Annotated in this window: 19 protein-coding genes; 13 read left to right on the plus strand and 6 right to left on the minus strand. The window is 63.1% G+C overall.

What is annotated here, in order from left to right; genetic code table 11:
• Positions 1–55 precede the first annotated feature (55 nt).
• The 10 genes from F8O05_RS08335 to F8O05_RS08380 all read left to right on the plus strand — a co-directional run bounded on the left by F8O05_RS08335 (position 56) and on the right by F8O05_RS08380 (position 14,179).
• Positions 56–1,768: a dolichyl-phosphate-mannose--protein mannosyltransferase gene (locus F8O05_RS08335; protein ID WP_192497096.1), complete on the plus strand. Its 1,713-nt coding sequence runs from the start codon at positions 56–58 to the stop codon at positions 1,766–1,768.
• Between the two features lie 163 nt (positions 1,769–1,931).
• Entirely contained in the window at positions 1,932–2,741 is an 810-nt protein-coding gene (gene rsmI, locus F8O05_RS08340) for a 16S rRNA (cytidine(1402)-2'-O)-methyltransferase (protein WP_158052268.1), read from the plus strand.
• Positions 2,742–2,956: 215 nt separating this feature from the next.
• Positions 2,957–4,513 carry a methionine--tRNA ligase gene (gene metG, locus F8O05_RS08345; RefSeq protein ID WP_158052269.1) on the plus strand — a complete coding sequence of 519 codons (1,557 nt, stop codon included), beginning with the start codon at positions 2,957–2,959 and terminating at the stop codon, positions 4,511–4,513.
• A 9-nt stretch (positions 4,514–4,522) separates the two neighbouring features.
• Positions 4,523–5,530, plus strand: coding sequence for a TatD family hydrolase (locus F8O05_RS15020; protein ID WP_158052270.1), 1,008 nt, complete (start codon positions 4,523–4,525; stop codon positions 5,528–5,530).
• Positions 5,523–6,362: a 16S rRNA (adenine(1518)-N(6)/adenine(1519)-N(6))-dimethyltransferase RsmA gene (gene rsmA / locus F8O05_RS08355; RefSeq protein ID WP_158052271.1), complete on the plus strand. Its 840-nt coding sequence runs from the start codon at positions 5,523–5,525 to the stop codon at positions 6,360–6,362. Before F8O05_RS15020 ends, rsmA begins: the two co-directional genes overlap by 8 nt.
• 11 nt (positions 6,363–6,373) lie before the next feature.
• The gene (locus F8O05_RS08360) at positions 6,374–7,369 is read left to right on the plus strand and encodes a 4-(cytidine 5'-diphospho)-2-C-methyl-D-erythritol kinase (RefSeq protein WP_158052272.1); all 996 of its coding nucleotides are present in this window, start codon (positions 6,374–6,376) and stop codon (positions 7,367–7,369) included.
• 90 nt (positions 7,370–7,459) lie between these two features.
• The gene (locus F8O05_RS08365; protein WP_158052273.1) at positions 7,460–8,524 is read left to right on the plus strand and encodes a glutathione S-transferase family protein; all 1,065 of its coding nucleotides are present in this window, start codon (positions 7,460–7,462) and stop codon (positions 8,522–8,524) included.
• Between the two features lie 93 nt (positions 8,525–8,617).
• Positions 8,618–10,477: a GTPase gene (locus F8O05_RS08370; protein ID WP_158052274.1), complete on the plus strand. Its 1,860-nt coding sequence runs from the start codon at positions 8,618–8,620 to the stop codon at positions 10,475–10,477.
• A 76-nt stretch (positions 10,478–10,553) separates the two neighbouring features.
• Positions 10,554–12,722 (plus strand): Hsp70 family protein, encoded by a 2,169-nt coding sequence (locus tag F8O05_RS08375; RefSeq protein WP_192497098.1) that lies wholly within the window; start codon positions 10,554–10,556, stop codon positions 12,720–12,722.
• A complete protein-coding gene (locus tag F8O05_RS08380) occupies positions 12,719–14,179 on the plus strand; it encodes a dynamin family protein (RefSeq protein ID WP_158052276.1) in 1,461 nt (486 codons plus the stop codon). The genes F8O05_RS08375 and F8O05_RS08380 overlap by 4 nt, the downstream gene beginning before the upstream one ends.
• Positions 14,180–14,271: 92 nt before the next feature.
• On the opposite strand, the gene F8O05_RS08385 is transcribed toward F8O05_RS08380, so the two are convergent.
• The 4 genes from F8O05_RS08385 to F8O05_RS08400 form a co-directional block, all read right to left on the minus strand.
• A complete protein-coding gene (locus F8O05_RS08385; RefSeq protein ID WP_158052277.1) occupies positions 14,272–14,844 on the minus strand; it encodes a hypothetical protein in 573 nt (190 codons plus the stop codon).
• A 91-nt stretch (positions 14,845–14,935) separates the two neighbouring features.
• Positions 14,936–16,246: an autotransporter outer membrane beta-barrel domain-containing protein gene (locus F8O05_RS08390; protein ID WP_158052278.1), complete on the minus strand. Its 1,311-nt coding sequence runs from the start codon at positions 16,244–16,246 to the stop codon at positions 14,936–14,938.
• Positions 16,247–16,351: 105 nt separating this feature from the next.
• On the minus strand, positions 16,352–17,401 hold the full coding sequence (locus F8O05_RS08395) for a hypothetical protein (RefSeq protein WP_158052279.1): 1,050 nt from the start codon (positions 17,399–17,401) through the stop codon (positions 16,352–16,354).
• A gap of 106 nt (positions 17,402–17,507) precedes the next feature.
• A complete protein-coding gene (locus F8O05_RS08400; protein ID WP_158052280.1) occupies positions 17,508–18,392 on the minus strand; it encodes a hypothetical protein in 885 nt (294 codons plus the stop codon).
• Between the two features lie 180 nt (positions 18,393–18,572).
• On the opposite strand from F8O05_RS08400, the gene F8O05_RS08405 reads away from it, so the two are divergent.
• From F8O05_RS08405 to F8O05_RS08415, 3 genes are all read left to right on the plus strand, one after another.
• Positions 18,573–19,169, plus strand: coding sequence for an RNA polymerase sigma factor (locus F8O05_RS08405; protein WP_192497099.1), 597 nt, complete (start codon positions 18,573–18,575; stop codon positions 19,167–19,169).
• Between the two features lie 113 nt (positions 19,170–19,282).
• Positions 19,283–19,879 (plus strand): phosphoribosylanthranilate isomerase, encoded by a 597-nt coding sequence (locus F8O05_RS08410; protein WP_158052281.1) that lies wholly within the window; start codon positions 19,283–19,285, stop codon positions 19,877–19,879.
• A gap of 413 nt (positions 19,880–20,292) precedes the next feature.
• Positions 20,293–21,927: an HNH endonuclease signature motif containing protein gene (locus tag F8O05_RS08415; RefSeq protein ID WP_158052282.1), complete on the plus strand. Its 1,635-nt coding sequence runs from the start codon at positions 20,293–20,295 to the stop codon at positions 21,925–21,927.
• On the opposite strand, the gene F8O05_RS08420 is transcribed toward F8O05_RS08415, so the two are convergent.
• Together F8O05_RS08420 and F8O05_RS08425 are read right to left on the minus strand one after the other, a co-directional pair.
• Positions 21,924–23,660, minus strand: coding sequence for an ABC transporter ATP-binding protein (locus tag F8O05_RS08420; RefSeq protein ID WP_158052283.1), 1,737 nt, complete (start codon positions 23,658–23,660; stop codon positions 21,924–21,926). The genes F8O05_RS08415 and F8O05_RS08420 overlap by 4 nt on opposite strands.
• The gene (locus F8O05_RS08425; protein WP_158052284.1) at positions 23,657–25,378 is read right to left on the minus strand and encodes an ABC transporter transmembrane domain-containing protein; all 1,722 of its coding nucleotides are present in this window, start codon (positions 25,376–25,378) and stop codon (positions 23,657–23,659) included. The genes F8O05_RS08420 and F8O05_RS08425 overlap by 4 nt, the downstream gene beginning before the upstream one ends.

Here is a 25,378-nt window from a genome sequence, read left to right on the forward strand (position 1 = left end):
TTCTCCATCTTATGTTGAATAACCCCGTCGGGTTGGAGCGCCTACGATGGGGCGCGTGACAGCGACGAGCAATGTGCAGCGAACCGGGTCGCGGCGCCTGAAGCCGCCCACCGGATCCTGGGCGGATGATCTATGGCAGAAGTGGACCGCGACCCCGCAGCTCGCGCGGCGAACCGAATGGATCATCCTCGGCATCATCACGCTGATCGGCGCACTCGTGCGCTTCGTGCGCCTCGGGCAGCCCGCAAAACTGGTGTTTGACGAGGTCTATTACGTCCTCGACAGCTGGACGCTCGTCAACCTCGGCTATGAAGCCGAATGGCCGGAAGACGGCCGGGACATCTTCGCCGCGGGAGACGTCTACGCCTACACCGCCGACCCCTCTTATGTCGTGCATCCACCGCTCGGGAAATATCTCATCGGCTGGGGGATGCAACTCTTCGGCGCCGAGAACCCCTACGCCTGGCGGATTACGGTCGCGGTCTTTGGTTTACTCGCGATACCGCTGCTGTACCTCGTCGCGAAAAAACTCTTCAACTCGATCGGGCTCGCGGCGATTGCGGCCGGCTTCCTCGCCCTCGACGGCCACGCGATCGTCACCAGCCGCATCTCCATCCTTGACGGGCTGGTGATGTTCTTCGTGCTGCTCGGCTTCCTCTTCCTGCTCTATGACCGCGATGATCAGCGGCGGCAGATTTTTGCCTGGACCAAAGCCTGGCGCGAGCGTGAACACGCGAAAGATCCGAGCATCCCGCTCGAAGCCACGCCGAGCCGCTGGACCCTCACGATCAAAGCGCCGAAGACCCCACCCACAGGGCCTTCCTGGGGTCCGATTTTGTGGCAGCGGCCCTGGCTGATTGCCATGGCGCTCTCGCTCGCCTCGGCCGCGAGCGTCAAATGGTCGGGAGCGTACTTCCTCGCCATATTTTGTGTGGTTACGATCGGGATCGACGCGGCCACCCGCAAGGAAGCCGGAATCACCTTTTGGCTTTCGGGAGCGGTACTCAAGCAGGGCTGGGCGTCGTTCCTATTGACGATCCCGCTGTCTGTTGCGCTGTATCTGCTGACCTTCATCGGCTGGTTTAGGACCGGCGCCGGCTATTACGCCAACTGGGTGCAGTCGGAAGTGATCGATGGCGCCTTCCCTCGTGCCTGGGGCGGGATGCTCGAATGGGTGCCGCTGTCCTTCCAAAACTTTTGGCACTACCAATCCGAGGTACTGAAATTCCATTCCGGGCTCGGCGCTGATCACCCCTACACTTCAGCGCCGATTCAATGGCCGTTCCTGCTACGACCGACTGCGTTCTCCTATGACTACTTCGATCGGGGCGAGAACGGATGCACGGCGCAGCAGTGCGTGGAAGCGATCACTTCGCTGTCGAACCCGCTGTTCTACTGGCTTGGCACCGTGGCGATTGTGTTCCTGGTGATGATGCTCTTCGTGAAGCCACGCTGGGAATATGTCGCGGTGATCATCGGCTACGCCGCCGGCTACCTGCCGTGGCTGATCACCGGCCGTACCGCGGTCTATCACTTCTATGTCATCGCGTGGCTGCCGTTTATGTTCCTCGCCGCGGCGCTGGCACTGCAAACTATCGCCGGCACGCCCAAGGACGACCGGCGGATGCGCACCCCGGCCGTGAATATCGTCGCCGGCTTTCTCGTGCTCGGAATTTTCGTCTCGCTGGTGTTCTACCCGGTCTGGAGCGGCATCCAGATTCCCACCTGGTACTGGCACCTGACGCACTGGCTGCCGGGCTGGCGCTAAACACAGGTTGTGGCACCGGGCTTCGCCCTCGCGATTTGTCGCGGCGAGCTTGACCGACGTGGGGTTGGGGTCGGTGCGGCGTGGTCGGTTCGTCGGAGCTGCGTTCCCACGCGTGTGGCGGGCTCCGTTTCGTGTCCGCAGCGGAGCCGAGTAGGTTCGGGACATGCTTATTCTTGCCGGAACCCCGATCGGTAACCTCGGCGACGCATCCGCCCGGCTCATCGACACGCTGCGAGCTGCCGAAGTTGTCGCGTGCGAAGACACCCGCACCACCGCGAAATTACTGAAGCTGCTCGAGGTCGAATCCCGGCCCCGGTTGCTGGCGCTGCACGAACACAATGAGCGCGAGCTCGCCGCGGAGATCGCCGAGTTGGCCGCATCGCAGGATGTCGTGCTGGTGTCGGACGCCGGGATGCCTGCGATTTCCGATCCCGGTTATCCCATCGTGCGCGCCTGCATCGACGCGGACGTCACGGTCACCTCCGTGCCCGGCCCGAGCGCGGTGATCACGGCGCTCGCGATCTCCGGGCTTCCGACCGACCGATTCACCTTCGAAGGCTTCGTGCCGCGGAAGGCGGGGGAACGGGCGACACTCATTGAAGCGCTGAAAGTGGAGCCTCGCACGAGTGTGTTCTACGAATCTCCGCATCGGCTTGCCGCAACGCTGGAAGCCTTCGCTTCGGCGTTTCCGGAACGGCAGGTGGTCGTATGCCGGGAACTGACGAAGCTGCACGAAGAGGTCGTGCGGGGCAGCGCATCCGAACTCGCCGAGTGGGCGCGGGAGGGTGTGCGTGGCGAGATCGTGCTGCTTGTTGACGGTGCCGCTCCCGCGATCGTCGATGAGGATGCGGCGGTCGCCAGGGTGCTCGAACTGCAGTCCGAAGGCATGCGGCTGAAGGATGCGGCCGCGCAAGTCGCCGCCGAAACCGGCCTGAGCAAGCGCGACCTCTACGAAGGCGCCCTCGGCCACTAGCCGCCCCGCACTAACTCGTCGCTGGTTGCTGTTCGAGCGGCCGAAAACAGCACCCGTTGACGGATTGCGGCCCTGCCTTACGGTAACTCGTCGCTGGTTGCTGTTCGAGCGGCCAAAAACTGCATCGAGTGACGGATTGCGGAACTGCGCGCCGGATGCGACGGGCGAACGTAACGTGGTAATTGGCGTACAGCGCAAGCATTAGACTGATCCTCATGGCTTCTGGCGAATCGTTCTACGTCACTACTCCCATCTTCTACGTCAACGACGTGCCCCACATCGGTCACGCGTACGCGGAGGTGGCCGCGGATGTTCTTGCGCGTTGGCACCGTCAGCGCGGAGACGACACCTGGTTCCTCACCGGCACCGACGAGCACGGGCAAAAGATTATGCGCTCGGCCGTCGCCAACAACATGCAGCCGCAGGAATGGGCCGACAAGCTTGTCGAAGAAGCCTGGCGCCCAATGCTCAAGACCCTGAACCTCTCGAATGACGACTTCATTCGCACCACCGAAGAGCGCCACGAGACGCGCGTGCAGAAGTTCCTCACCGAACTCAATGACGCCGGCTTCATCTACGAGGATGAGTTCGAAGCGCTCTACTGCGTGGGCTGTGAAGAGTTCAAACCGGACTCGGAAATCGTTGACGGTGAGGGACAGTACGAGGGCCAGAAGGTCTGCGCGATCCATTCCAAGCCGATGGAGCTGCTCAAGGAGCGCAACTACTTCTTCAAGCTTTCGGCACTGCAGCAACCGCTCCTTGACTACTACGAGGCGCACCCCGATTTCATCCAGCCGACCTCGGCGCGCAATGAGGTCGTGAGCTTCGTGCAGTCGGGCCTGCACGACCTGTCGATCTCCCGCACCAGCTTCGACTGGGGCATCAAGGTGCCCTGGGATGAGTCGCACATTGTGTACGTGTGGGTGGATGCGCTGCTCAACTACTTCACCGCGATCGGCTACGGCGATGGTGACGGCCAGTTCGAGCGCCGCTGGCCCGGCAACCACATCGTCGGGAAGGACATCCTCCGCTTCCACGCGGTGATCTGGCCCGCGATGCTGCTGGCCATGAAGATCCAGCCGCCGAAGCGCGTGTTCGCGACCGGTTGGCTGCTCGTGGGCGGCGAGAAGATGTCGAAGTCGAAGCTCACCGGTATTCCGCCGCAGGAGATCACCGACACCTTCGGTTCGGATGCATTCCGCTACTACTTTATGCGCGCCATCCACCTCGGCCAGGACGGCTCTTTCTCTTGGGAAGACCTCTCCGCTCGCTACCACGCGGAGCTCGCGAACGGTTTCGGTAACCTCGCCTCGCGTGTCATCAGCATGGTGAAGAAGTACTTCGACGGCGATATCCCGCAGGATGTGCAGGAGCACGTCGACGACGAAAAGATCCTCGAGATCGCGCGCACCGCAATTCGTGATTCGGAAGAGGCCATCGACCGCTTCGCCGTGGACCAGGCCATCGCCGCAATCTGGAAGCTCGTGGATGCACTGAACCTCTACATCACCGACCAGCAGCCCTGGGTGCTCGCGAAGGATGAAGCGAATCGCGACCGACTCGCAGCCGTGCTCGCGACCGCCGTCCGCGGTCTGGGCGTCCTCGCGGTACTCCTGAATCCGATCACCCCGATCGCGACCGAAAAGCTCTGGGGCGCAATCGGCGGCGAAGGCGCGCTCGGGGGCATCACCCCGACTGAGGCGCTTGATTGGAAGTCCTCTGGTCGCGTGAGCGATCTCGCTTCGCTCTTCCCCCGCATCGAGCAGGAATAACCTCCGTCGATGGTGGAAAACGCAAGGGTGGAAAACGCGACGGCAGATAACGCCGCGGTAGACAGCCCGTCGTCAGGTCAGCACGCGGTCGCGAGCCAGCATCCGCGGAAGCGCGAGGCGAAGGCCGAAAACGGCGCGCGGCGCGATCTGAAGTATCCGGAGCTCCCGGAACCCCTCGAGGTGCCGTGCTACGACAATCACACGCACCTCGAAATCGAGGACGGCGAAACCGGCCTCGAGATCGGCGAGCACATGGATCTCGCGGAGCAGGTGAACATCCTCGGCGCGATCACGGTCGGCGGCGATGTCGCCTCCAGCCGCTGGCAAGTTTGGGCCGCAAACGCGGATGCGCGGCTCCTTGCCGCCGTCGCCATCCACCCCAATGAGGCGCCCAGGATTGCGGAAGCGGGGGCGCTTAGCGAGCACCTCGAGCAGATCGCCGAGTTGTCGAAGGATGCTCGGGTCGCGGCCATCGGGGAGACCGGCCTGGACTTCTTTCGCACCTCCGGCGAGGCGGCGATCGCGAAACAGTACGAGTCCTTCGAAGCGCACATCGCGCTCGCGAAGGAACGCGGTCTGCCGATGCAAATCCACGACCGGGATGCACACGCTGAGGTTGTCGCTACCCTGCGCCGGGTGGGTGCGCCGGAAGGCACGGTTTTCCACTGCTTCTCGGGTGACGCGGAACTCGCGAAAATCGCCGCGGATGAGGGCTGGTTCTGTTCCTTCGCCGGCAATGTGACGTTCAAGAACGCCGAGAACCTCCGCGAGGCGCTGCGCGTGCTCCCGAAGGAGCTGGTGCTCGTCGAAACCGATGCACCCTTCCTCACCCCGGTGCCGCTACGCGGTCGCCCCAACGCGCCCTACATCATCCCGAACACGATCCGCTTCATGGCCGATTACCTCGGGGTGGACGTCAACGAGTTCGCGAGCCAAATCGCCGAAAACACGCTCGGGCTCTACGGCCCCTTTGACCCGACCGAGCGCGCATCCTGGTTGGCGGCGCGCCGTGGCTGAGGTGCGGCTCCTTGGCCCGAACGAGATCCGCGCACTGGCGGCGAAGCTCGACGTGCAGCCGACGAAGAAGCTCGGGCAGAATTTCGTGCACGATCACGGCACGGTGCGCAGGATTGTTGCGACCGCGAAGGTCGAAGCGGGCGAACACATCCTCGAGGTGGGCCCGGGCCTCGGCTCGCTGACGCTCGCGATTCTCGAGGCGGATGCACGAGTCACCGCGATCGAAATCGACGGTCGTCTGGCCGAGCAGCTCCCGCAGACTGCGGACGAATTCGCGGCGTCGGTGGCCGACCGGCTCACGGTCATCCACGAGGATGCGCTCAAGGTGCAGGATGTGCCGGGGGAGCCGGTGGCGCTGGTCGCGAACCTCCCCTATAACGTCTCGGTGCCGGTGCTACTGCACCTGCTGGAGCGACTGCCGAGTCTCAAGCGCGGGGTCGTGATGGTGCAGAACGAGGTGGGTGAGCGGCTCGCCGCGGCGCCCGGATCGAAGGTGTACGGCGCCCCGAGCGTGAAGGCAGCGTGGTACGGCACCTGGAAGACCGCGGGCCTGGTGGGCCGGAAAGTGTTCTGGCCGGTCCCGAACGTCGACTCGGTGCTCGTCGGCTTCGAAGCGCACGAGGAACTGCCGGGCGACGAAGCGATGCGCGAGCGACTCTTCCGCATCGTGGATGCCGCGTTCGGCCAGCGCCGCAAAATGCTGCGGCAGGCGCTGTCGAGTGTGTACGGTTCCGCTGCCGAAGCATCCGCCGCACTGGAAGCGGCAGGGCTGGACCCGACTGCGCGCGGCGAAGCGTTGAGCATTGAGGAATTCATCCAACTGGCCCGATAGTGTGTACCGGCATGGGCACGGATGAGCGTACGACGAAGAAGCGTCTGACCGCCGCTGCCACCGGCGCGCTGCGCATCGTCACCGATTCCGCGGATGGCATTCGGGTGACGGCTCGTGCCCCCGGCAAAGTGAACCTCACGCTCGCGGTCGGCGACCTTGCCGCCGACGGCTACCACCCGATCGCAACCACCTTCATGGCCTTGGACCTCTACGAGGACGTCGAAGCGACCGAAGCCGAAGAACTCTCACTGGAGTATCTGCCCGGCCCCTTCGATACCTCGCGACTAGATACCGGCGAAACGAATCTCGCGATCCGAGCCGCAAGGCTCCTCGCCGAGCAGACCGGGCATCCGGCTAATGTCGCCCTGCGCATCACCAAACGGGTGCCGATTGCCGGAGGCATGGGCGGTGGGTCGGCGGATGCGGCGGCCACGCTGGTTGCCTGCGATGCGCTCTGGCGGACCCACCTGACCCGCGAAGATCTTTGCGCGCTGGCCGCGAAACTCGGCAGCGATGTTCCCTTCGCGCTCCACGGGGGCGTTGCCGTCGGTACCGGCCGCGGCGACGACCTCACCTGTGCGCTTGTCGAGGGACGCTTTGAGTGGGTGTTGCGGTTTAGTGCGGAAGGGATGTCCACGCCGCAGACGTATGGGGCGCTCGACCGGCACCGTCTCACCTTCGCCGAGCAGCTCGGGCCGACGCCAAACCCGGAGGTACCGGAAGCGGTACTCACCGCGCTGCGCAATAGCGATGTGCGGCTGCTCGCCGAATGCCTCGTCAATGACCTCCAGGCACCGGCACTGCGGGCACGGCCCGAGCTTGCCGAGGCCCTGGAATTTGGTGAGACTCACGGTGCGTTGGCGGGGATCGTGTCCGGATCCGGCCCCACCCTCGCCTTTCTCGCAGAGGATGCCGCAGCCGCGGCCGCACTGGACCGGGCTCTGCGGGCCGAAGGTCACCACACGCTGCGCACCAGGGGTCCGGTCCCCGGAGCGCTCTTCACCTGATCAATCACGTACCCAGCCAGCACCCCTGCTCAACCGCTCTGCCCACCCACTCAGCCCATCCGCTCAAGCCGCTGATCTACGATTGAGAGCATGAGTGACGAGTTTTCGACCAAGGGCGCATACACCACGATGGGCGAGGAATTCACCCGCGACACCGCCTACATCACCGATCGGATTACTAAGGATGCGCGCCCGGTCGGGCCGGGCATCCAGACCTGGCCAGTCGAGGCCGGCCGCTATCGCCTCGTCGTCTCGAGAGCGTGCCCCTGGGCCAACCGCACCACGATCGTCCGTCGGCTGCTCGGCCTCGAAGACGCCATCTCAATGGCCGTATGCGGTCCCACCCACGATGTTCGTTCTTGGACCTTCGACAAGGATCCAGAGGGCCGCGACCCGGTGCTCGGCTATGAACGCCTGCAGGACGCCTACTTCGCGCGGTTCCAGGACTACCCGAAGGGCATCACCGTGCCAGCAATTGTCGATATCCCCACGAAGGCTGTGGTGACGAACGACTTCCCGTGGATCACGCTCGACTTCTCTACCGAGTGGACCGAATTTCACCGTGACGGTGCCCCGGACCTCTACCCGGAGCACCTGCGCGATGAGATGGAATCGGTGATGAAACTGATTTACACGGAAATCAATAACGGTGTCTATCGCTGCGGTTTTGCCGGCTCGCAGGATGCCTACGACAAGGCCTACGATCGCCTCTTCAACGCACTCGACAAGATCTCACATCGACTGGAAACTCGTCGCTACCTCATGGGCGACACCATCACCGAGGCCGATGTGCGCCTGTTCACGACCCTCGCACGCTTTGACGCCGTCTACCACGGCCACTTCAAGTGCAACCGGCAGAAGCTCAGCGAGATGCCGGTGCTCTGGGCCTACGCCCGTGATGTTTTCCAGACTCCCGGGTTTGGTGACACCACTGACTTCGTGGATATCAAGCGCCACTACTACGAGGTGCACGAGGACATTAACCCCACCAAGATTGTTCCCAAGGGCCCGAACTTCGCCAACTGGTTCACCCCGCACCACCGCGAGGAAATGGGCGGGTCGCCCTTTGGTGACGGCACCGCACCCGGCCCGGTCCGCGAACCGCTCGAGCCCGGTCACAGCATCGAAGAGCTCATCGTCGCGCAGAGCGCATGAGTGTTACCTCGCGCGTACGTCAGCGGATGGATGTATGCGTGTTGAACCAAGCGATGGTGGTAAAGCGATCGCTCGAGGAACTACGGTAATGGCATGACGACAGAGTCCCCTAAGACTGAAAGTAAGCCGAAGCCCAACTCGGCGACGCTCGCTTTCCGTCAGCTCGGGGCTGCGGCGAAGTCAAACGATCTGGCGGACCGCTTCGCGGGGATCGCCAAAATGATCAAGGACACCCAGGGGCGTCAGCCCACCGTTGTGGTGGTTGGCGAGATGAATCGCGGCAAATCTACCCTGATTAACGCGATCCTTGGCGCGCCCGGTATGGCTCCCGTGGGCGCCACCGAAACCACCGGGCTTTCGGTGAGCTACGTGCCGGAGTCGGAGAAATTCCCGGCCGGGCAGGCCGAGCTGGAATACGCATCCGAACCCCGGCTGCGGCGCATCCCTGCCACCGAACTTGATCAGTGGGTGCGGATCGATTCGCGTGCCCTGTTGGATGCGGACGAGCCGCCCCTGCAGGCAGCCCGCGCGGTGAAGAAATCACCGCTTGGCAGGGTCACCCTGGTGGATACGCCGGGATCGGGTGGTTTGAGTGAGGCATATGCGATGCGGGCGATCGCTCGCGCGCAGGATGCTTCGGTGCTGTTGATGGTGACGGATGCGGCGGGCCGGATTACAAAACCGGCGCTGGAGTTTCTCGTCCACTGCTCGACTATGGTCGAGTCGGTGGTTCTTGCGGTTACGAAGATTGACCTCTATCGCGGCCACTGGCAGGCGGTATTGGAAGAAAACCGGCAGATTCTTGCCGCACGCGATCCGCGCCTTGGGAACATCCCGATCGTGGCGGTTTCGGGAGCCTGGGGGGAGCGGGCCGCTGCTGAGCCGAACGAAGAGCGGCGCCGCAAGCTCTACGGTTCGAGCAATGTGCACGAACTCATCCGCGCCCTGCGCGCGCCGCTGGATCGCGCATCCAAACTACCGACGCTCAACGCCCTACGGCAGGGCATTGCGATGCTCGAAAAGCCCCTCGTACAGCTGCAGACTGAGCGCGAGGCACTCGGCGGCATTGTCGAGAAGCATGATGCGCTCTTGGCGGTGCGCGACCACCGTGAGAAGCTGCTGCGTACCTTTGAGGACTCGAAGTACGACTGGAATGCCCAGGTTGACCGGGTGCGGGTGGAACTGACCTCTGCGAACTCGCGACTCGCACGTGAATTCGGCGCGCACTGGAAGGACCGGGTGCAGAAGTTCGGCACCGGGATGGGCGAAAAGCAGAGCGTCGCGATTATGAATGAAATGGCGGCCGATATTGAGGTGCAGATCGGTCGAGCGCTGCGCGGCATTGTGAACCGCAGCGCGGGCTTGCTCACTGACCTCTATGCCGCCGCGGGGATGGACCCCTCGCGGAGCCTCATCGCCGAGGTAGAGCGTCGTGCGGCCGAAGCCAGCGCCGGACCCAAAGCCGGGCTGGAACGCGGCACCGCATCCATCGACCCGCGAATGATGATCTCGGGTGTGCTGATGGGTTCGGGCCTCGGGAGCCTGCTTGGTATGTTCATTGCGAGTGCCGCGACCCCATTCATTGGTATCGCCGTGATGGGGAGTTTCAGCGTGATTCTCGCGCGCCGCCAGGCCAAGCGGCAGTCGGTCCTGCAGACCGTAAATGACGCCACGATCGAGCTGCGCGAGACCCTCGACCGCGCGGTACGGGGTGTGCTCGGCGTGGTTTCTACCGACGCCCGCAAGGTCTTTGACCGAGACCTGCGACAGTCGGCCACGGATGCGAAGACGGAGCTTGCCAGACTCGAATCAGCCAAGCGCGCGAGCGAGTCGGAACGGGAGCGGCGGCTCGGGCAAATCAACCCGAAGATTGCGCAGATCGAACAGGCAATGGCCTCCGCGCACGATGAAATCTTGCGACTTACGGACCGTTCTTCGGCTCCAAGTCCCTAAAGTCGTATCCTCGATACAGTCTTCCATCTCGGCTCGCTGAACGCGTACCCGCAAACTCACGATAGGAATGGTGCATATGGCCTGGCGCCTCTCAGTCGACTTTGGTACGTCGAACACCGCGGCTGCCATCGATGCCCAGGGAGCCATTCGACCGATCTCGCTGAGCGAGAGCGGCACCTCGATGCCGTCTGCGATCGTGCTCACGCCAAGCGGCTTCCGCGTTGGTGAAGAAGCCGTCAACGCGCAGCTGCGCCACCCGGATGGGTTTGAACGTTCGCCAAAAATGCTTGTGGGCCGAGGCGAAGTCGTGCTCGCGGGGGAGATCGTCAGCCCGAATGACATTGTTCGGGAAATCTATTCCTATGTTCGCGCCGCCGCCCTGCGACGCCAGGACGGTTCCTCGCCCGCCGAGGTTTGGCTGACCCACCCTGTCGCCTGGGCGCCCTCGCAAATTGAGGCGCTACGCGAAGGCGCCGTCGCGGCCGGGTTTGCCGCCGAAACCATCCGCACCGTGAATGAACCGATCGCCGCGGCTGCGCACTATGCGCGCAATCATCGCGCGGCGCCCGGTTCGCGGGTCGCGGTCTTTGACTTCGGTGGCGGGACCCTCGACCTGGCGGTCCTGGAGCGTGCACCGCAGCTACCCGAGGGCTACCGGGTGCTCGCCTACGGCGGCGACCCGGTGCTCGGCGGTCGAACCTTCGATGCGCGGTTGCTCGACTGGGCGCTGGAAACCCTTGCCCGCCGCGGCCACTCGGAGCTCGCCGACCGGCTACACCGGCCCAAGACCATGTCCGAATTGCGCGCGCAGACCACGCTCAGCCGCGCGGTGACCTCCGCAAAGATTGAGCTTTCCACCCGCCCGGATGCTGACATCGCGGTGAGCCTGGGTGAAGAGGATGCGGTGGTCACAATCACCCGCAAGGAATACGAAAAGCTCATTGCGGATGACCTCGACCGGGCCGGCAAGCTCCTCACGGATGTCTTCGCGCAGGTGAGCGGACCAGCCCCCGAGGTGCTCTACCTCACCGGTGGTTCCTCGCGCACCCCGGCGATCAGCCACATGATTCGCGAGCGGACCGGCATCCGGATCGCCACCCTCGATGACCCGAAGCTTGTGGTTGCCGAGGGTGCCCTGCACGTGGCACCGTTGGGTGCAGTCCGTGCGGCGCAACCGCTACGGCCCTCCACTCCGCCCCCGACACCGGCACCCGTGCAGGCCCGGCCCGCACAGAATTTGCCACCGGGTGCAACGGGCCCGCTTCCCGGGCTCGGCCAGCAGCCCCGTATGCCGGGCCAGCCGGGTCCCGCACAGCCAAACCAGGGACCGCAAAACCAAGGTCAGGGCACGGCGAACCTGAGCCAGGGCGTGCGAGGCAACGCAACCACCCAGGGGGCCGCAATGCGACCGGGGATGCAGCATCCAACGGGCAACCCAAACCAACCACCAACGCAGCCGTACCGACCTGCGGCCGGAAGCCAAGCATCCGGGCCGCAGCAAGCCCGACCGCAGGCCGCAGGCCAACCGGTCTCGGGCTATGGCATTGCCGGTGGCCCGAATCGGCCGGGTGCCGCCGGTGGCAACACGGGGGCATCCAAGAAGAAAAACCCGCTGATGCTCGTGCTCGCGATCGTCGCGGCCGTGGTGCTCGTGGGCGGCATCATCTGGGGTGCGGTTGCGCTGTTCAGCAACAGTTCCTCAGAAGCTGAAGAAGGCCCCACGCCAACGCCATACAACGAGGAAGTGGTCGTCGGCGATGGGCCACTCGACTGCTGGGACGGTCAAACCGCGGCAGAAGGCGAGAACTGCGCACCGCTCACCGGGCAGCCCGCGCTCGATTGGCTCGTTTCCTTCGAAGGCGCATCCTGCAATCCGGTCACGGGTGACGACTCGCAGAAGATGTGTTCCTGGTACGACCGGCCGAACAGCTACGTCTACGTGATGGAATTTGCTTCCTACGATGAGGCGGTGGGTTACGCCGAGAGTCTCTATAACTCCGACCCGGACACCTGGGAAGTTGACGGAGAAGAGGCGGGCCCCCACTGGGAAGGCGACTTCACCGACGGTAGCGGCGGCTATTCGCACGTGTACCTCTATGAAGGCCAGCCCTACGGGATATTCGTGCGACTCGACAACGATGCCACGCACGGGAACCACGACAGCCTCGATGACTTCAGTAGTCGCTTCAAGATGCGACCGCTGAGTGAAGTCGCCCACGCGGTCGCCACCACGAAGCGCGTATGAGCGGATCAATAGAAACCAGCCAGGGGATGCGCCGAGCCATTTTTGAGCTCTGCGATGCCTTCGACCGCGTGGATCGTCCGAATACCGGACGCACCACCGATCTCGTGCGCCGTTCGCTGGACGAGACCATTCGCCTCGCCGTGGTTGGGCGCGTGAAAGCTGGAAAATCCACGCTCGTAAACGCGCTCGTGGGTCGGGTGGTTGCACCCACCGCAGCGGTGGAATGCACCAAGGTCACCACCCACTACACGTTCGGTGGCCCCGAACGCGGCGAGGTATACACCCGCGACGGGCGGCGCATCCCCTTTGATCTCCACAACGGTTGCCTGCCGGAACGACTGCCCATCCCTCCCGAACACGTGCAGCACGCGGTGGTGTATCTGCAGTCCGAAGTGCTCCGGGATATGACCCTGATTGATACTCCGGGGCTCGCAACCACGACCGAATCGCATGAGGACGCGACCCGTCGTACCGTGCTCGGCCACGAAGGGGTGCGGGCAGCGGATGCACTGCTTGCGGTGTTCCATGACATGCCGATGCGTGATGACATGGACTTCCTGCGCGAGTGGGCCTCGGTGACCAACACCCCCGCGGAAGCTGCCTCCCACGCGATTGGGGTGCTGACCCACGCCGACACCTATGGCGGCTCGCCCTGGAGCGATGAAGACCCGATCGCGAAGGCGCGCGAGGGTGCCGAAAAGTTTGCCCAGCAGCACGGCGCACTGCTCGGAAACGTGGTGGCGGTTGCCGGCAATATGGCTCAGGCTGCGCGCGCCGGGCTCGTCCGCGAGCACGACGCGGCCATGCTCGGCCAGCTCAATGAGGTGGATGAACTCGATCTGGAACTGCGTGACCCGAACTTCCTCGGTGAACTTGCCCCCGGCATCCTCAACCTCGAAGTCTCACGGCTGGCGGAACTGATTGGTGAGTACGGCATCCGATTTGGCCGGGAGCCTGCTCGTGACGGTGCGCGGGCGCTGAGCCACTGGCTCGAAAAATCATCCGGTATTGATGAGCTGCGACGCGCCCTCGCGGTGCGCTATGTCGGTCGTTATGTGCATGTGAAAACACGTCGGGCAATGGAACGATTGCAGCGGCTGGCCTGGGCAAACGGCGCACCGATGCCGCTGCGCGGCTTGGTGGCCGAGGCAAAACTCAAGCCCGAATTGCATCCGCTTCAGGAGCTGGATGCACTGGAACGGCTCGCGGCGATCGAGCCGAATCACCCGCTGGTGGCGATGCTCGACCGCCAGCTTTCGGGGCGCAACGATTCCGAGCGATTGGCGCTTTCACCGGCGAGTACCCCCGAGCAGCTGCGCCAGCAGGCTTTGACCTGGAGTATGGAAGCGCGTCGCGCTGCGGTGGTGGAGCCCTATCCGGAGCGACAGAACGCCTATAACGTGCTGGACCGTTCCTTCACGCTGCTCGCGATGAAACTCGGAAGGGGCGGACGCTAGGTCCACCCCTTCCGAGTGTGTGCGGCAAAGGCCGTGTTGCGGTGCCGCAGTCTGTGACGCTGTAGCCAGTTCCGTTGCAGGCAGGGATGCCGCTAGATGTAGTGCTCGCCCGCGCCGTAGTCGCCGTCCAGGCCCGTACCAAGATCGTCATCGTTGAGTTCGGCGGTGTCGATCGTGAACTCGTCTTCGTGGCTGGCATCGGTCTCGAGGGTATCGGTCTCGAGCCCGGCGTCTTCGAACTCGGTGCCATCGAGGTCATCCTCGGTGCCCATCAGCGTGTCGATGCCGAAGCCGAAGGACTCTTCGGAATCCGTCTCGTTCGGTGATGTCGAGTCGGCCGTGTCTTCCGCATCCCCATCGGCCTCCACATCCGCCTCGTCAAGATCGATGAGGGAATCATCGGCATCCGCGTCACCGCTATCGGTTGCGTTGGCTTCACCCGCGCTGCCCGCCACACCGTCGAAGTCAATCGTGTGGTCGTCAACGTCGATGGCGTCGTCAGCACTCTCGGGGGCGTCGAAGACATCCACGATGCCGTCCGCGTAGCCCGGGGGTGCCTCGAAGGCTGAGTTCAGCAGCTGATCCCACGACTCCTCCGAAAGCGCCGGGGGAGTGCCGAGCAGCGGCTCTTCCGAAGCTGCCGGGGTGCTCTGTTCGCTGACCATGTTCGAGGCTCCTTAGTTGTGAGAAAGTACTTGGGGCGTGAGTTGCCGGGCGACCGTCGTGGTCACCCGGCAACCCTGGGATGCGGCTGACTTAGACGTCTGCAACTCCGTCACCATCGAAGTCGAAGGTGTCGAATTCGCCGTCACCGTCGGTGTCGTAGGAGTCGAGCATGCCGTCGCCATCGGTGTCCACACCGGCAACATCGAAGTGACCGTCGTTGTCGGTGTCCATGAAGATGGCGTCGGCGATACCGTCACCGTTGAGATCCGAGATCACGGTGTCGGTGACACCGTTGCCGTCGAGGTCGTATTCGATTGACTCATTGACGCCGTCGCCATCGAGGTCGAGGGATGGGGTCCCAAGGTCCGACATGTTGTTCGAGGCGTCACCGGTGGCGGTGGGCGAGCTGGTCGAGTTGTCCACCGGGGTTGCGGTGGTGTCATCGTCTCCGGCAATGCTGTGCTCGGTGTCGAGGATGCCGTCGCCGTCGGTGTCTTCCGCGTAAACGTCGTAGACGCCGTCGCCGTCAACGTCGATGATGGCCGAGTCCACGTAGCCGTCGCCGTTGGTGTCGGTACCGAAGGTTTCATCCACGCCGTCACCGTCGAGGTCGAAGTAACCGGAATCGTTGACCCCGTCACCGTCCGAGTCGTAGGTGAATTCGCCCGAGTCGGACTGCATTTCGCCGGTGTTGGAGTTGTCGACCGGCTGGGTGGTGTCTTCCGTCGACGGGTCGCCACCGACCGAGGAAGCTTCAAAGTTTCCGTCGCCATCGGCATCCGTGTAGACAGTTTCGAATACGCCGTCGCCGTCCGCGTCAACGTAGATTTCGTCGGAGACGCCGTCCTGGTCGTAGTCGTAGTCGATGATGTCGATCGCGCCGTCGCCGTCAGAGTCGACGCCAATGGTTTCGGGGTAGCCGTCGCCGTCTTCGTCAACCAGGATGGTTTCTTCGTAACCGTCGCCGTCGAAGTCTTCGGTGGTGACGTTCGATGCGCCATCGATGCTGCTGGGGTCTTCGGTGACGGGGTCGGTGTTCGAGACCGGGTTAGTCGTGTCAGTCTGCGACTCGGTCTGCGACTCGCTCTGTGAGGGAGCGCCGCCGGTACCCTCATCGATGGTGCCATCGGGGTTGATCGTCGCGGAGCTGTCTGCGTAGCCGTCGCCGTCCTCGTCAATGAGGAGGGTGTCGGGGTTGCCGTCATTGTCGGTGTCGAGCATCGTGGTTTCGGCGTATCCGTCACCGTCAGTGTCAACAACGGCGTAGTCCGTGACGCCGTCGCCGTCGTGGTCGATGCTCATACCGTCGACGAGACCATCGCCGTCGATGTCCACGGTCTGCGCGTCAGCGACGCCGTCGCCGTTAAGGTCGAGGGACTCGTTGGGCTGGTTGGTGGTCATTTCGAGGTCCTTTGCTCGTCTGGAATGATCCGTGGTGGTTGGTTCGTATATTGGATGCGCGGGACGGGAAGAAAGTTCCCGTCCCGCGCAACTTTTTTTTAGTGTTTAGTAAGACGCGTCGGCAGCGGTGCCGTTGGTACCGTCATCCGTGTAGACGGTGTCGAGCTCGCCATCGCCATCGGTGTCCACGTAGACGGTGTCGTATACGCCATCGCCATCGGTGTCCTGGTAGACCTCTTCCGCGAGGCCGTCGCCGTCCCAGTCGCTACCCAGCGCATCTACCACTCCGTCGCCGTCAAGGTCCACGTAGGTGGATTCGTTGACGCCGTCGCCGTCGAGGTCGAACTGGTTGCCCATCTCGGGGCTGGCCACGGTGGGTTCTTCGGTGAGGTCGATTTCTTCGTCCATGATGCCGTCGCCGTCGGTGTCGACCAGGGCCGTGTCGAGCACACCGTCACCATCGGTGTCGTGGAGGGTTGTGTCGATGTAGCCGTCGCCGTCGGTGTCCGCTTCGATGTAGTCAATGACGCCGTCGAGGTCGGTGTCGGTTGCTACGACGTCGGCGTAGCCGTCACCGTCGACATCGATCGTGACCTGGTCCACGATGCCGTCGTCGTTGTTGTCATAGTGCGACTGGTCTGCCCAACCGTCACCGTCGGTGTCGTAATCGGTGACATTGGTGATGCCGTCGCCGTCGGTGTCGTAGGCGACTGAGGAGTCATAGTCGGTGGGAGTGAGGTCATCGGCGTAGATCGGGGCTGCCGTGGTCGAGTCATTCGTGGTCGGCTCGGTGCTGGAGTTGTCAGCGCTGTGGTCCTCGGTGAGGTCAACGGTCTGGTCGACATAGCCGTCGCCGTCATAGTCGATATAGGCCATGTCAGCTGCGCCGTCACCGTCTTCATCCACGATCGTGGTCTCGGCGTAGCCATCACCGTCGAGGTCAACTCGTTCGGCGTTCGCAAGGCCGTCGCCGTCGGTGTCGATGCCCTGCGCACCGGATTCGTCAACTTCTGGGGCCGAGCTGTCGCTTTCGGGAATCGGCTCCGAGGTCGAGCCGTCCTGGGTTTCTTCAACCTGGGTGGTGTCCTCTTGCAGGTCTTCCTGCGGCACACCATCGGTGGTCTGAAACTGGAAGGGGCTGTCGTTGGTGCTCATGGCGGTGTCCTTTCACGGGGGTGGGGGCCCGGTGCGAATCGTTATGGGGTTCAGTTATTGGATGCTGCGGTCCGCCGGAAAGTTCCCGGGCCCGGTCCGCAAATTCTTAGTAGTCGACGACGGTGTCGCCGATGCCGTCACCGTCAGTGTCGGCCAGGTAGTCATCGATGACGCCATCGCCATCGGAGTCGGTGCCGAAGACGTCGTAGACGCCGTCGCCGTCGGTGTCGATCGACGCGGAATCCGCGATGCCGTCACCATCAATATCGGTGATCAGTGCGTCATTGATGCCGTCGCCGTCAATATCCACCTCGGCAGAATCGTTGATGCCGTCGCCGTCAGCGTCGATTGTGGGCTGACCCTCAACGTAGGCCGGGTCATCCGAGGTCTCGCTGTAGTCGATCTGGTCGGCTTCGGTGGCGCCGCCACTCGGCGGGATGCTTTCGGAAGAGTCTTCCCCTTCCGCACCGATCGGCTGACCGTCACCGGTGGGGCTGTCGGTGTGCGGTGCATCCACACCCTCGGCCTCGGACGAGTCGCCTACCGGAGCATTGGCGGCATTGCCAGTGTCGACCTGGGTGGCGTAGTAGTCGCCGTCGGCACTCGCGTAGGTGTCGGCGTACGAGTCGCCGTCGGTGTCGATATTGGCCTGGTCGAGCTTCCCGTCACCATCGGTGTCGTACATGGTCGTGTCGATGATGCCGTCGCCGTCCGTGTCGACGTCGGCGTAATCGATCTGCCCGTCGCCGTCGGTGTCAATGAAGCGGGCGTCGATGTAGCCGTCACCGTCGAGGTCGCTGTAGACGTTGTCGATCTGTCCGTCGCCGTCGGTGTCGTAGTGGAACTCATCGGCGACGCCATCGCCATCGATGTCGTATTCGACAACGTCAATGATGCCGTCACCGTCCAAGTCGAATGCTTCCGAGGAGGCAAAGCCCTGGTCTGCGGTGTTCGAGGGGGCATCGCTTGCTGCGGGCTGGTTCGTAGTCATTGTTCGAGTGTTCCTTCCGGCCATCGTTCATGCGGTCGAGGATTGGATGCACCGGTTGCGCGGAAAGTTCCCCGAGGTGAGGAAAAGTTTTCTGGATCATCCTTTGGCAGTATTCCTAGCGTCCCGGTACCGAATGTTTAAGGCACAGCGGCTACCATCCTGAAGACGCGCGTGTTGATCATGCGCACTCGCAAATCCATTGCATCCCCTGGAGACGATGTGGCGTCATCCGCCGATGAACGACAACTGCTCGCCAAAGCGAAGCAGGGAGATCGTCGCGCCTTTGATGCGCTGCTGAAGCCCTACCGAGATCGTCTCTGGGCAACGTGTCTGCGCACCACCGAGCACCGGGCTGATGCGGAAGATGCGTTGCAGGATGCGCTGATTGCGATCTGGCAGAACCTGCCGAAGTTCCGCGGCGAGTCGTCCATCGGCACCTGGGCCTTCCGCATTGCCACGAATGCCGCGCTCGCGGTGATCCGAAAACGGCGTGAAGTTACGGTCGGCGATGACGAACAGGCGCAGGCCGTATTCGAACGGGATGCCCCCGACAGTGACTTCGCGACGGACCACGAGATGCGCGACACGGTTCAGCTTGCCCTGGCGAAGCTCGGCGAGGACTTCCGGGTGGCGCTCGTGCTGCGCGAATACGGCGACTACACCTATGAACAGATCGCTGAGTACCAGCAGGTACCGGTCCAGACCGTGCGCTCGCGATTGAATCGCGCGCGTAAGCAGCTCAAGGAAGCGCTGCTGGAGATCGGCGCCGGGGTCTAGCGGACTACACGTACATCGCACCCGAATCCGCGTCGGCCCGTGCGCCCGCCTTTCGGCTCGACCTCGCGCCCGCGTCCGCATCCAGGTTTTCCGATGGGCGTTAGGATCGCCACATGTTTGTGAAGATCTGTGGGCTGAAGACGCTGGCCGATGTTGACGCGGTAAAGCGCGCCGGAGCGGATGCCATGGGCGTGGTCTTGAGTCAAACCAGCGTGCGAGCGGTGACGATTCAGCACGCGCAGGAACTCGTGGCCGCGGGCCATGATGCCTTGCGGACCGTGGTTGTCGTGCACGATCTCACGATTGTGGAGGCGCTCGCGGCCGTTCGCGAGATCGGCGCAGATGTTCTGCAGCTGCACGACTACTCGGAAGCGGACACCCGCCTTGCGGTTTCGGTTTCGGGATTGGAAGTGTGGCGCGCAACCTCGATAACTCGTGGCTCTGCCGTGGTGGGCGCCTACGGGGAGGATGCGCTGCTGCTGGATTCCAGCACGCCCGGTTCGGGAGCGACCTGGGATTTAAGCATGCTCGACGAGCGTCCCGAAGGTCGCTGGTTGTTGGCCGGTGGCCTGAACCCCGAGAACGTTGCCGAGGCGATTTCGATTGCGCAGCCCTGGGGCGTGGACGTCTCTAGTGGCGTTGAAGTGAGCCGAGGCGTCAAAGATCACGACCGCATCCAGCGGTTCGTGGCCGCGGCACGCTCGAAGTAGGGATGCGGGCTGGCTACTGCAAGATTTCCAAAAAGGAGTGGCGACTCGGGACTTGGCATGGACGTCCGCAGGGACCTTCGAGCACAGTGGATGATTCACGCAGACGGACCGAACTACACGGCCCGGGAGCCCGACAATGGGTTGCTCGTATCGTGCGAGCGGCATTTGACATCGCACGAGATCCTGGGGCAGGAAATGTCGTTGGCGTGCCTTAGCCTGCATCTAGCGTCACGTTGACCGGGCCGTCGCCTCAAAATTGGTGGGTTGAACACAGTATGCGGCCGAGGCTTGCGGGTTAGGAAATGGGATCATCGTGAGTAATATCGATTATTACTTCCAAGGCGTTTCACAGGTTGGTTCGATAACATGTTCGAAAGATTCCACATTGAACTTTCGAAACGGGGGTGGACACGTTGGCCACGACGACCAAAGGTAAGACAAGCAAGTCGGTTCACCCTGGTGAGCGTGCACCCCGAGCGACCACTGGCCGTCACAGCCCGGCCGACGACATTCGCGCCGATGAGGCTCGCGAGAAGCTTGACGATTTCACGCAGCTCCGGCGCGATCGTGGTGCCGCCGAGGCTGGGATCGTGCGACTGTTTGCGACCGTGTACGACATCGCTACAGAGCGGACGCTCGCTGCGATGAACGAAACTTTCGGCTCCAAATCGCAATCGAAAGTGTTCTCTTGGCATTTCACCTCGCTCGTAAGCGAGTTCGCAATCAAAACCAACGACTCACCCGTCGCGCTGCGAAACCGGGCCTACGACGCGTACGAGTTGGTGAGGTCATTTCCCGACTGGGTCACCTCCATTGAGGAGGGGAAGATCGATCTGCCGCACGCCAGAGCCATGCTCCGGAACACGGGGCTGCTGCAGGAAGATCAGTACGCCAAATACGGCTCCCGGCTCCTCGAGTACGCCGAAACCCATTCGGTCGGACAAACCGCGGCGGAAGCCGAGCGGCTCGTGGCCGAAATTGCCGCGGAAGCGTTCGAAAAAGCTTGCAAGGAGGCTCGCGAGGACCGGTTCGTGCGCATTAGACACGACAGCTTCGGCATGGCTGACATTCACGTCCGCGTCCCGAGCGAGCTCGGCATGGCGGTCAAAGACAAACTCGACAAAGAAGCCAAAGCGCTCCGCGACATCAACGAACAAGCCCGCAAAGACGCGGTCCACACCATCGCGGCAGAAATTGCCCAGGCAGCCTCACTGGACGGCCTTGCCATTGACTCGAACCAGGCCACCGGTGCAAGCGCTAGTGCCGGCCTCGATGCCGATGCCGATGCCGATGCCGATGCCGCCACCAGCCTTGGCTCCGAGCCTGCGGTTGATCCCGCCGCGACGGATTCGCGCACTACAGACCAGATCCGCGCCGACATCCTCATCGAAACCCTCCTCTGCGCGACACCTGGTGAGTCTCGGGTTGTGGCGAACATCAACCTCACAATTCCCGCGCTGTCCGTCCTTGAAGGGCGGGAAGACGGGACTGCGCCGGCGCTGTTGAACGGGATGCACCCGATCAGCTTCCCCGAGGCTTGCCAGCTTGCCGCGAACGCACCCAGCTGGCAACGGGTGCTCAACGACCCGATCAGCGGGCACGTGATCGCAGTAACCCCTTACCGACCACCGCAACCAATGCGAACCTTCATCCAAGTCAGAGACCGCTCCTGCCGGTTCCCAGGCTGTATGAGACCCGCAACCCACAGCGAAATCGACCATACACACCCGGCAAGCGAGGGTGGCGAAACCAGTATCGATAACCTTGCCGTGCTCTGCCGAAGTCATCACGTGTTGAAACACGAGAAACCATGGACCGTCATCAATTTAGGTGACGGGGTACTGGAATGGCGCACGCCGTTGGGGCAAGTCGTCGTGACTGAACCGATGCCGTATTCCACGAGACCAGATGCACCAGCTTCGAACTCAGCGAATGCGAACGCCTACGGGAACGTGACCGGGGCTTCGGCCTCCGACGTGACCAAGAAATCTGCCCGACCTGAGTTCCGGCCTACGGTCGTGCTGGAAGATGTACCAGCACCGTTCTAGGAGTCAGAATTCGGTGACACACGTCCGCGACTCCAGGCTTCCCACAATCGCGCGTATCGACCGTCAGCTGCTAGCAGGTCGGCGTGGTTTCCCTGCTCAACAACCACGCCGGAATCCAAAACCAGAATGTGGTCGCAGGAGGCAGCTTGTGAAAGACGATGCGCCACAATCAGCGAAGCGCGTCCCGAAATGGCAGCCCTTGCCGCCCGGTCGAGCAGCCCGGACTCGGCACTCTCAGCCTCGGCCGTCGCCTCATCAAGAACTGCGAGATCCGGATTTGCGAGGACCAGCCGCGCAAGCGCCAACTGCTGAGCTTGCGCCGAGGTTAACGGAGTTCCGCCCTGGCCAACCCGCGTCTCAAGACCATCCGGCAAGGTGCGCACGAGAGACAGCGCATGCACCGTCTCCAATGCCTCGCAAAGCTCCTTATCGGTCGCCTCCACCTTCACCAATCGCAGGTTATCTGCAACGCTCCCGGCAAAAACATGCGTCTCTTGCGAAATAACGACAGTGCGCTCGGGACGGGTGACAGTTCCTGAGGTCGGCGAGTGGATACCGGCGATGACCGCGGCGAGAGTCGTTTTTCCTGCCCCTGAAGCACCGACGACCGCGAGGCTCTCGCCCGGCTGAATACTCAATCCGATATCCCGCAGCGCAGGGGACTGCTCGTCATAGTGGAAGTGCACATTTTCGACGTGGACATGCGCGCTCTCAGTGCTGGAACGTGCAACTTGCGACCGCGCGGGGCCGTCGGCCGAGACCACACCGATCATCCGGTTCAGCGATGCTGCCACCGACTGCAGCGTGTCGAAGACCATCAGGAACTGGTTGATCGGACCAAAGAGCCGCATAAACAGCAGCGCCGCGGTAGTGGCACCACCGACTGTGGACTGCCCCGTGCGCAGCGCAATAAACCCGGTGAGCAGAATCGCCGCGAGCCCCACGAACTCTGCAAGATTCAGCCTCCCAAAGAACATGTTCTGGACGGTGCTGGCACGCAGCGAGTGCCCGACAACACTCCAGGACGCCGTGAGCACGCGTTGGTGCCGCTGCTGACCGAGCTGAAACCCGGTGATTGTGTCAAAACCCCGCTGCGACTCCATGAGCTGTTGGGCCCGATCACTCATTGCCGCGCGCTCAGCTTGATAGATCTGCGGTGCCGTGCGCAGATACCAACGGACCGTCAAAACGTAGATGGGCAGCAAAATGATCAGTGCGAGGCCAAACCACCAATCCACTGCGGTCATCCCGATGAGCGACACGGCGATGGTGAAACCGGTCATTGTGAACGCGGGAATAATTGCCGGTGCGGCATCGGCGATCTCAGAGACATCATCGCTCGAGCGAGAAATCAGGTCACCAGTCCCGGCCCGTTCGACCATTCCCTGCGGCAAGTGCATCGCAGTAGCCACGAGTTCTTCGCGCAACTGGGCGAGCATGGCGTGATACGTCCGTGCGGCGAGCACCACCGTCACGCCGGTACCAATAGCCCCGAGCACCGCAGCGGCCACCATGAGACCAAGCGACCACAGCACGAGCCGGCCATCCGCCGTACCCGACTGCACCGCATCCACCAACACACCAATGACGGCAGGGGAGACGAGCCCTGCAGCCGCACTGCCAATGCCGAGCACAGCCACCAGCAGAAGCTTTGCGCGATGACCGCGGCTGAGTCGCCATGCAAAGCGCATACTCGTGCGGCCGGAGGCAATCGGCAATCCCGTGTCGCTCATGCGAGACCTCCCGCGCGCAAGTCGATGATTCGGTCGCAAGCGCCCAGCAGCGCTGGCGAGGCCGTGAAGATCAATGTGGTGCGCCCCCGCCGCAACTGCGAGAACCGTTCGGCAATGAGGGCTTCGGTGACGGAATCCACCGCCGTGGTCGGATCCTGCAACACGAGGATGGGTGCTTCGGATGCGAGGGCACGCGCGAGCGCGAGTCGTTGGCGTTGGCCGCCCGAAAGCCGACCCCCCATCTCGCCGATCTCACCCTCAAGACCACCGACACTCGCGATGACATCATCACTGGCGGTCGCCCATAACGCGAGTGTTTGCGTTTCAGTAGCGGCACCGGTCAGGGCGAGGTTTTCCGTGAGAGTTCCGGTGAACAGGGCGGCGTGGTGGGGCGCAACCACGACACGCTCGCGATACTCGCGCTCTGTGAGATCTTGTGCGGAAATGTTGTCGAGACGGATGCACGCCGTCGCCGCGCGATGGGGATGCAGCAGGGCGTCGGTGAGTAATGCCGCCTCGTGGTCGTGCGTACGGATTGCGACGCATTCGCCGGGCTTAATTCGTATTGCATCCCGGTCGGGGAAGAGAAGGTCGAGGGCTGGGACCGCTGTAAGCGAGGCACCGGTGCTGGGCGATTCGGTATTTGGCGCCATGCCCTCGGTGAGATGTTCAAGCACTCGGCCCGCGGATGCATAGGCGGCGGCGCCGAAGGGAATGGCGTTCCCGGTGATCATCTGCATTGGGGCAAGTAGTGACTGCGCGAGTCCCACTCCCGCAATGAGTCCACCGATACTCAACTCTCCGGTCACCGCGAACCAACCAGCGAGGGCCGCGACTCCCGCGACGAATACGCCCGCAACCGTGTCACTACCAGCCCGGAACCTGCCGAGCGCGGTTGTCGAGAGGAAAGCGCCCTTCAGAGTGCGCTGGCTCGCCTGCTGATAGCGGTTGGTGGCTTCGCCTTCGGCTCGGACACCCTTGATCACGCGATACCCGGTGACAAGATCGGTGGCCTGACCCACCGTCTCTGCGAGGAGCGTCTGATATGACCGACTCGTACGGGCATAGTGACGGCTGAGGATGCTCATCAACCACACGGCAAGCGGCGCACCAACAAGGGTGACAAGGCCGAGCAGCGGGTGGATGAGCAGCAGCGAGACCGCAATGAAAATAACGCCCGCAGCTTCACCGACGGGAAATACGACCAGGCGCAACTGTCCGATGCGAGCGACGTCATTGGTCATCGTCGAGACGACATCGCCACCGGGGCCACGGGGCGAGGCGGTCGCGGGATGCAACACGCTGCTTGAGAGCGTCGCACGCAGTCGGTGCTGCACGAGTTCTGAGCCACGTGCCGAAAGTTGCGAGGCGAAACGATAGGAGAGCGAGAGCATCAGGAAGTTGGCTGCGAGGATCGCGAGCCACAACACCAACTGTGCCACGTCGCCGGTGGCGAGCGCCCGGTCAATCGCCGCGCCCGCAATCACCGGTACCAAGGCTTCCCCGATTTGCCACAGGACGGCCAAAATTGTCGCCGGTATCGTCAAGCGGCTGGCAGAGAACAGCACCTGCAGCAGGAACCGCCCGGTCGTGGTGTCTGCAGTTGCTCTATAGGGTTCAGCGGTTGGTGGGGAGGCTTCGGCCTGCAGAAGTACGGGCAACCATCGCGTGAATGGCCCTCGACCGAGCCCGGAGCGATCACGCGAATCGATACTCAT

This window comes from Gulosibacter chungangensis (genome assembly GCF_008831155.1).
Lineage (GTDB): Bacteria > Actinomycetota > Actinomycetes > Actinomycetales > Microbacteriaceae > Gulosibacter > Gulosibacter chungangensis.

Coding starts and splice junctions, on each gene's coding strand:
- F8O05_RS08410 (WP_158052281.1), top strand. CDS start 19,283: ATGTTTGTGAAGATCTGTGGGCTGAAGACGCTGGCCGATGTTGACGCG.
- F8O05_RS08370 (WP_158052274.1), top strand. CDS start 8,618: ATGACGACAGAGTCCCCTAAGACTGAAAGTAAGCCGAAGCCCAACTCG.
- metG (WP_158052269.1), top strand. CDS start 2,957: ATGGCTTCTGGCGAATCGTTCTACGTCACTACTCCCATCTTCTACGTC.
- F8O05_RS08405 (WP_192497099.1), top strand. CDS start 18,573: ATGCGCACTCGCAAATCCATTGCATCCCCTGGAGACGATGTGGCGTCA.
- rsmI (WP_158052268.1), top strand. CDS start 1,932: ATGCTTATTCTTGCCGGAACCCCGATCGGTAACCTCGGCGACGCATCC.
- F8O05_RS08395 (WP_158052279.1), bottom strand. CDS start 17,401: ATGAGCACCAACGACAGCCCCTTCCAGTTTCAGACCACCGATGGTGTG.
- F8O05_RS15020 (WP_158052270.1), top strand. CDS start 4,523: ATGGTGGAAAACGCAAGGGTGGAAAACGCGACGGCAGATAACGCCGCG.
- F8O05_RS08360 (WP_158052272.1), top strand. CDS start 6,374: ATGGGCACGGATGAGCGTACGACGAAGAAGCGTCTGACCGCCGCTGCC.
- F8O05_RS08420 (WP_158052283.1), bottom strand. CDS start 23,660: ATGAGCGACACGGGATTGCCGATTGCCTCCGGCCGCACGAGTATGCGC.
- F8O05_RS08380 (WP_158052276.1), top strand. CDS start 12,719: ATGAGCGGATCAATAGAAACCAGCCAGGGGATGCGCCGAGCCATTTTT.
- F8O05_RS08425 (WP_158052284.1), bottom strand. CDS start 25,378: ATGAGTATCGATTCGCGTGATCGCTCCGGGCTCGGTCGAGGGCCATTC.
- F8O05_RS08385 (WP_158052277.1), bottom strand. CDS start 14,844: ATGGTCAGCGAACAGAGCACCCCGGCAGCTTCGGAAGAGCCGCTGCTC.
- F8O05_RS08375 (WP_192497098.1), top strand. CDS start 10,554: ATGGCCTGGCGCCTCTCAGTCGACTTTGGTACGTCGAACACCGCGGCT.
- F8O05_RS08390 (WP_158052278.1), bottom strand. CDS start 16,246: ATGACCACCAACCAGCCCAACGAGTCCCTCGACCTTAACGGCGACGGC.
- F8O05_RS08400 (WP_158052280.1), bottom strand. CDS start 18,392: ATGACTACGAACCAGCCCGCAGCAAGCGATGCCCCCTCGAACACCGCA.
- F8O05_RS08365 (WP_158052273.1), top strand. CDS start 7,460: ATGAGTGACGAGTTTTCGACCAAGGGCGCATACACCACGATGGGCGAG.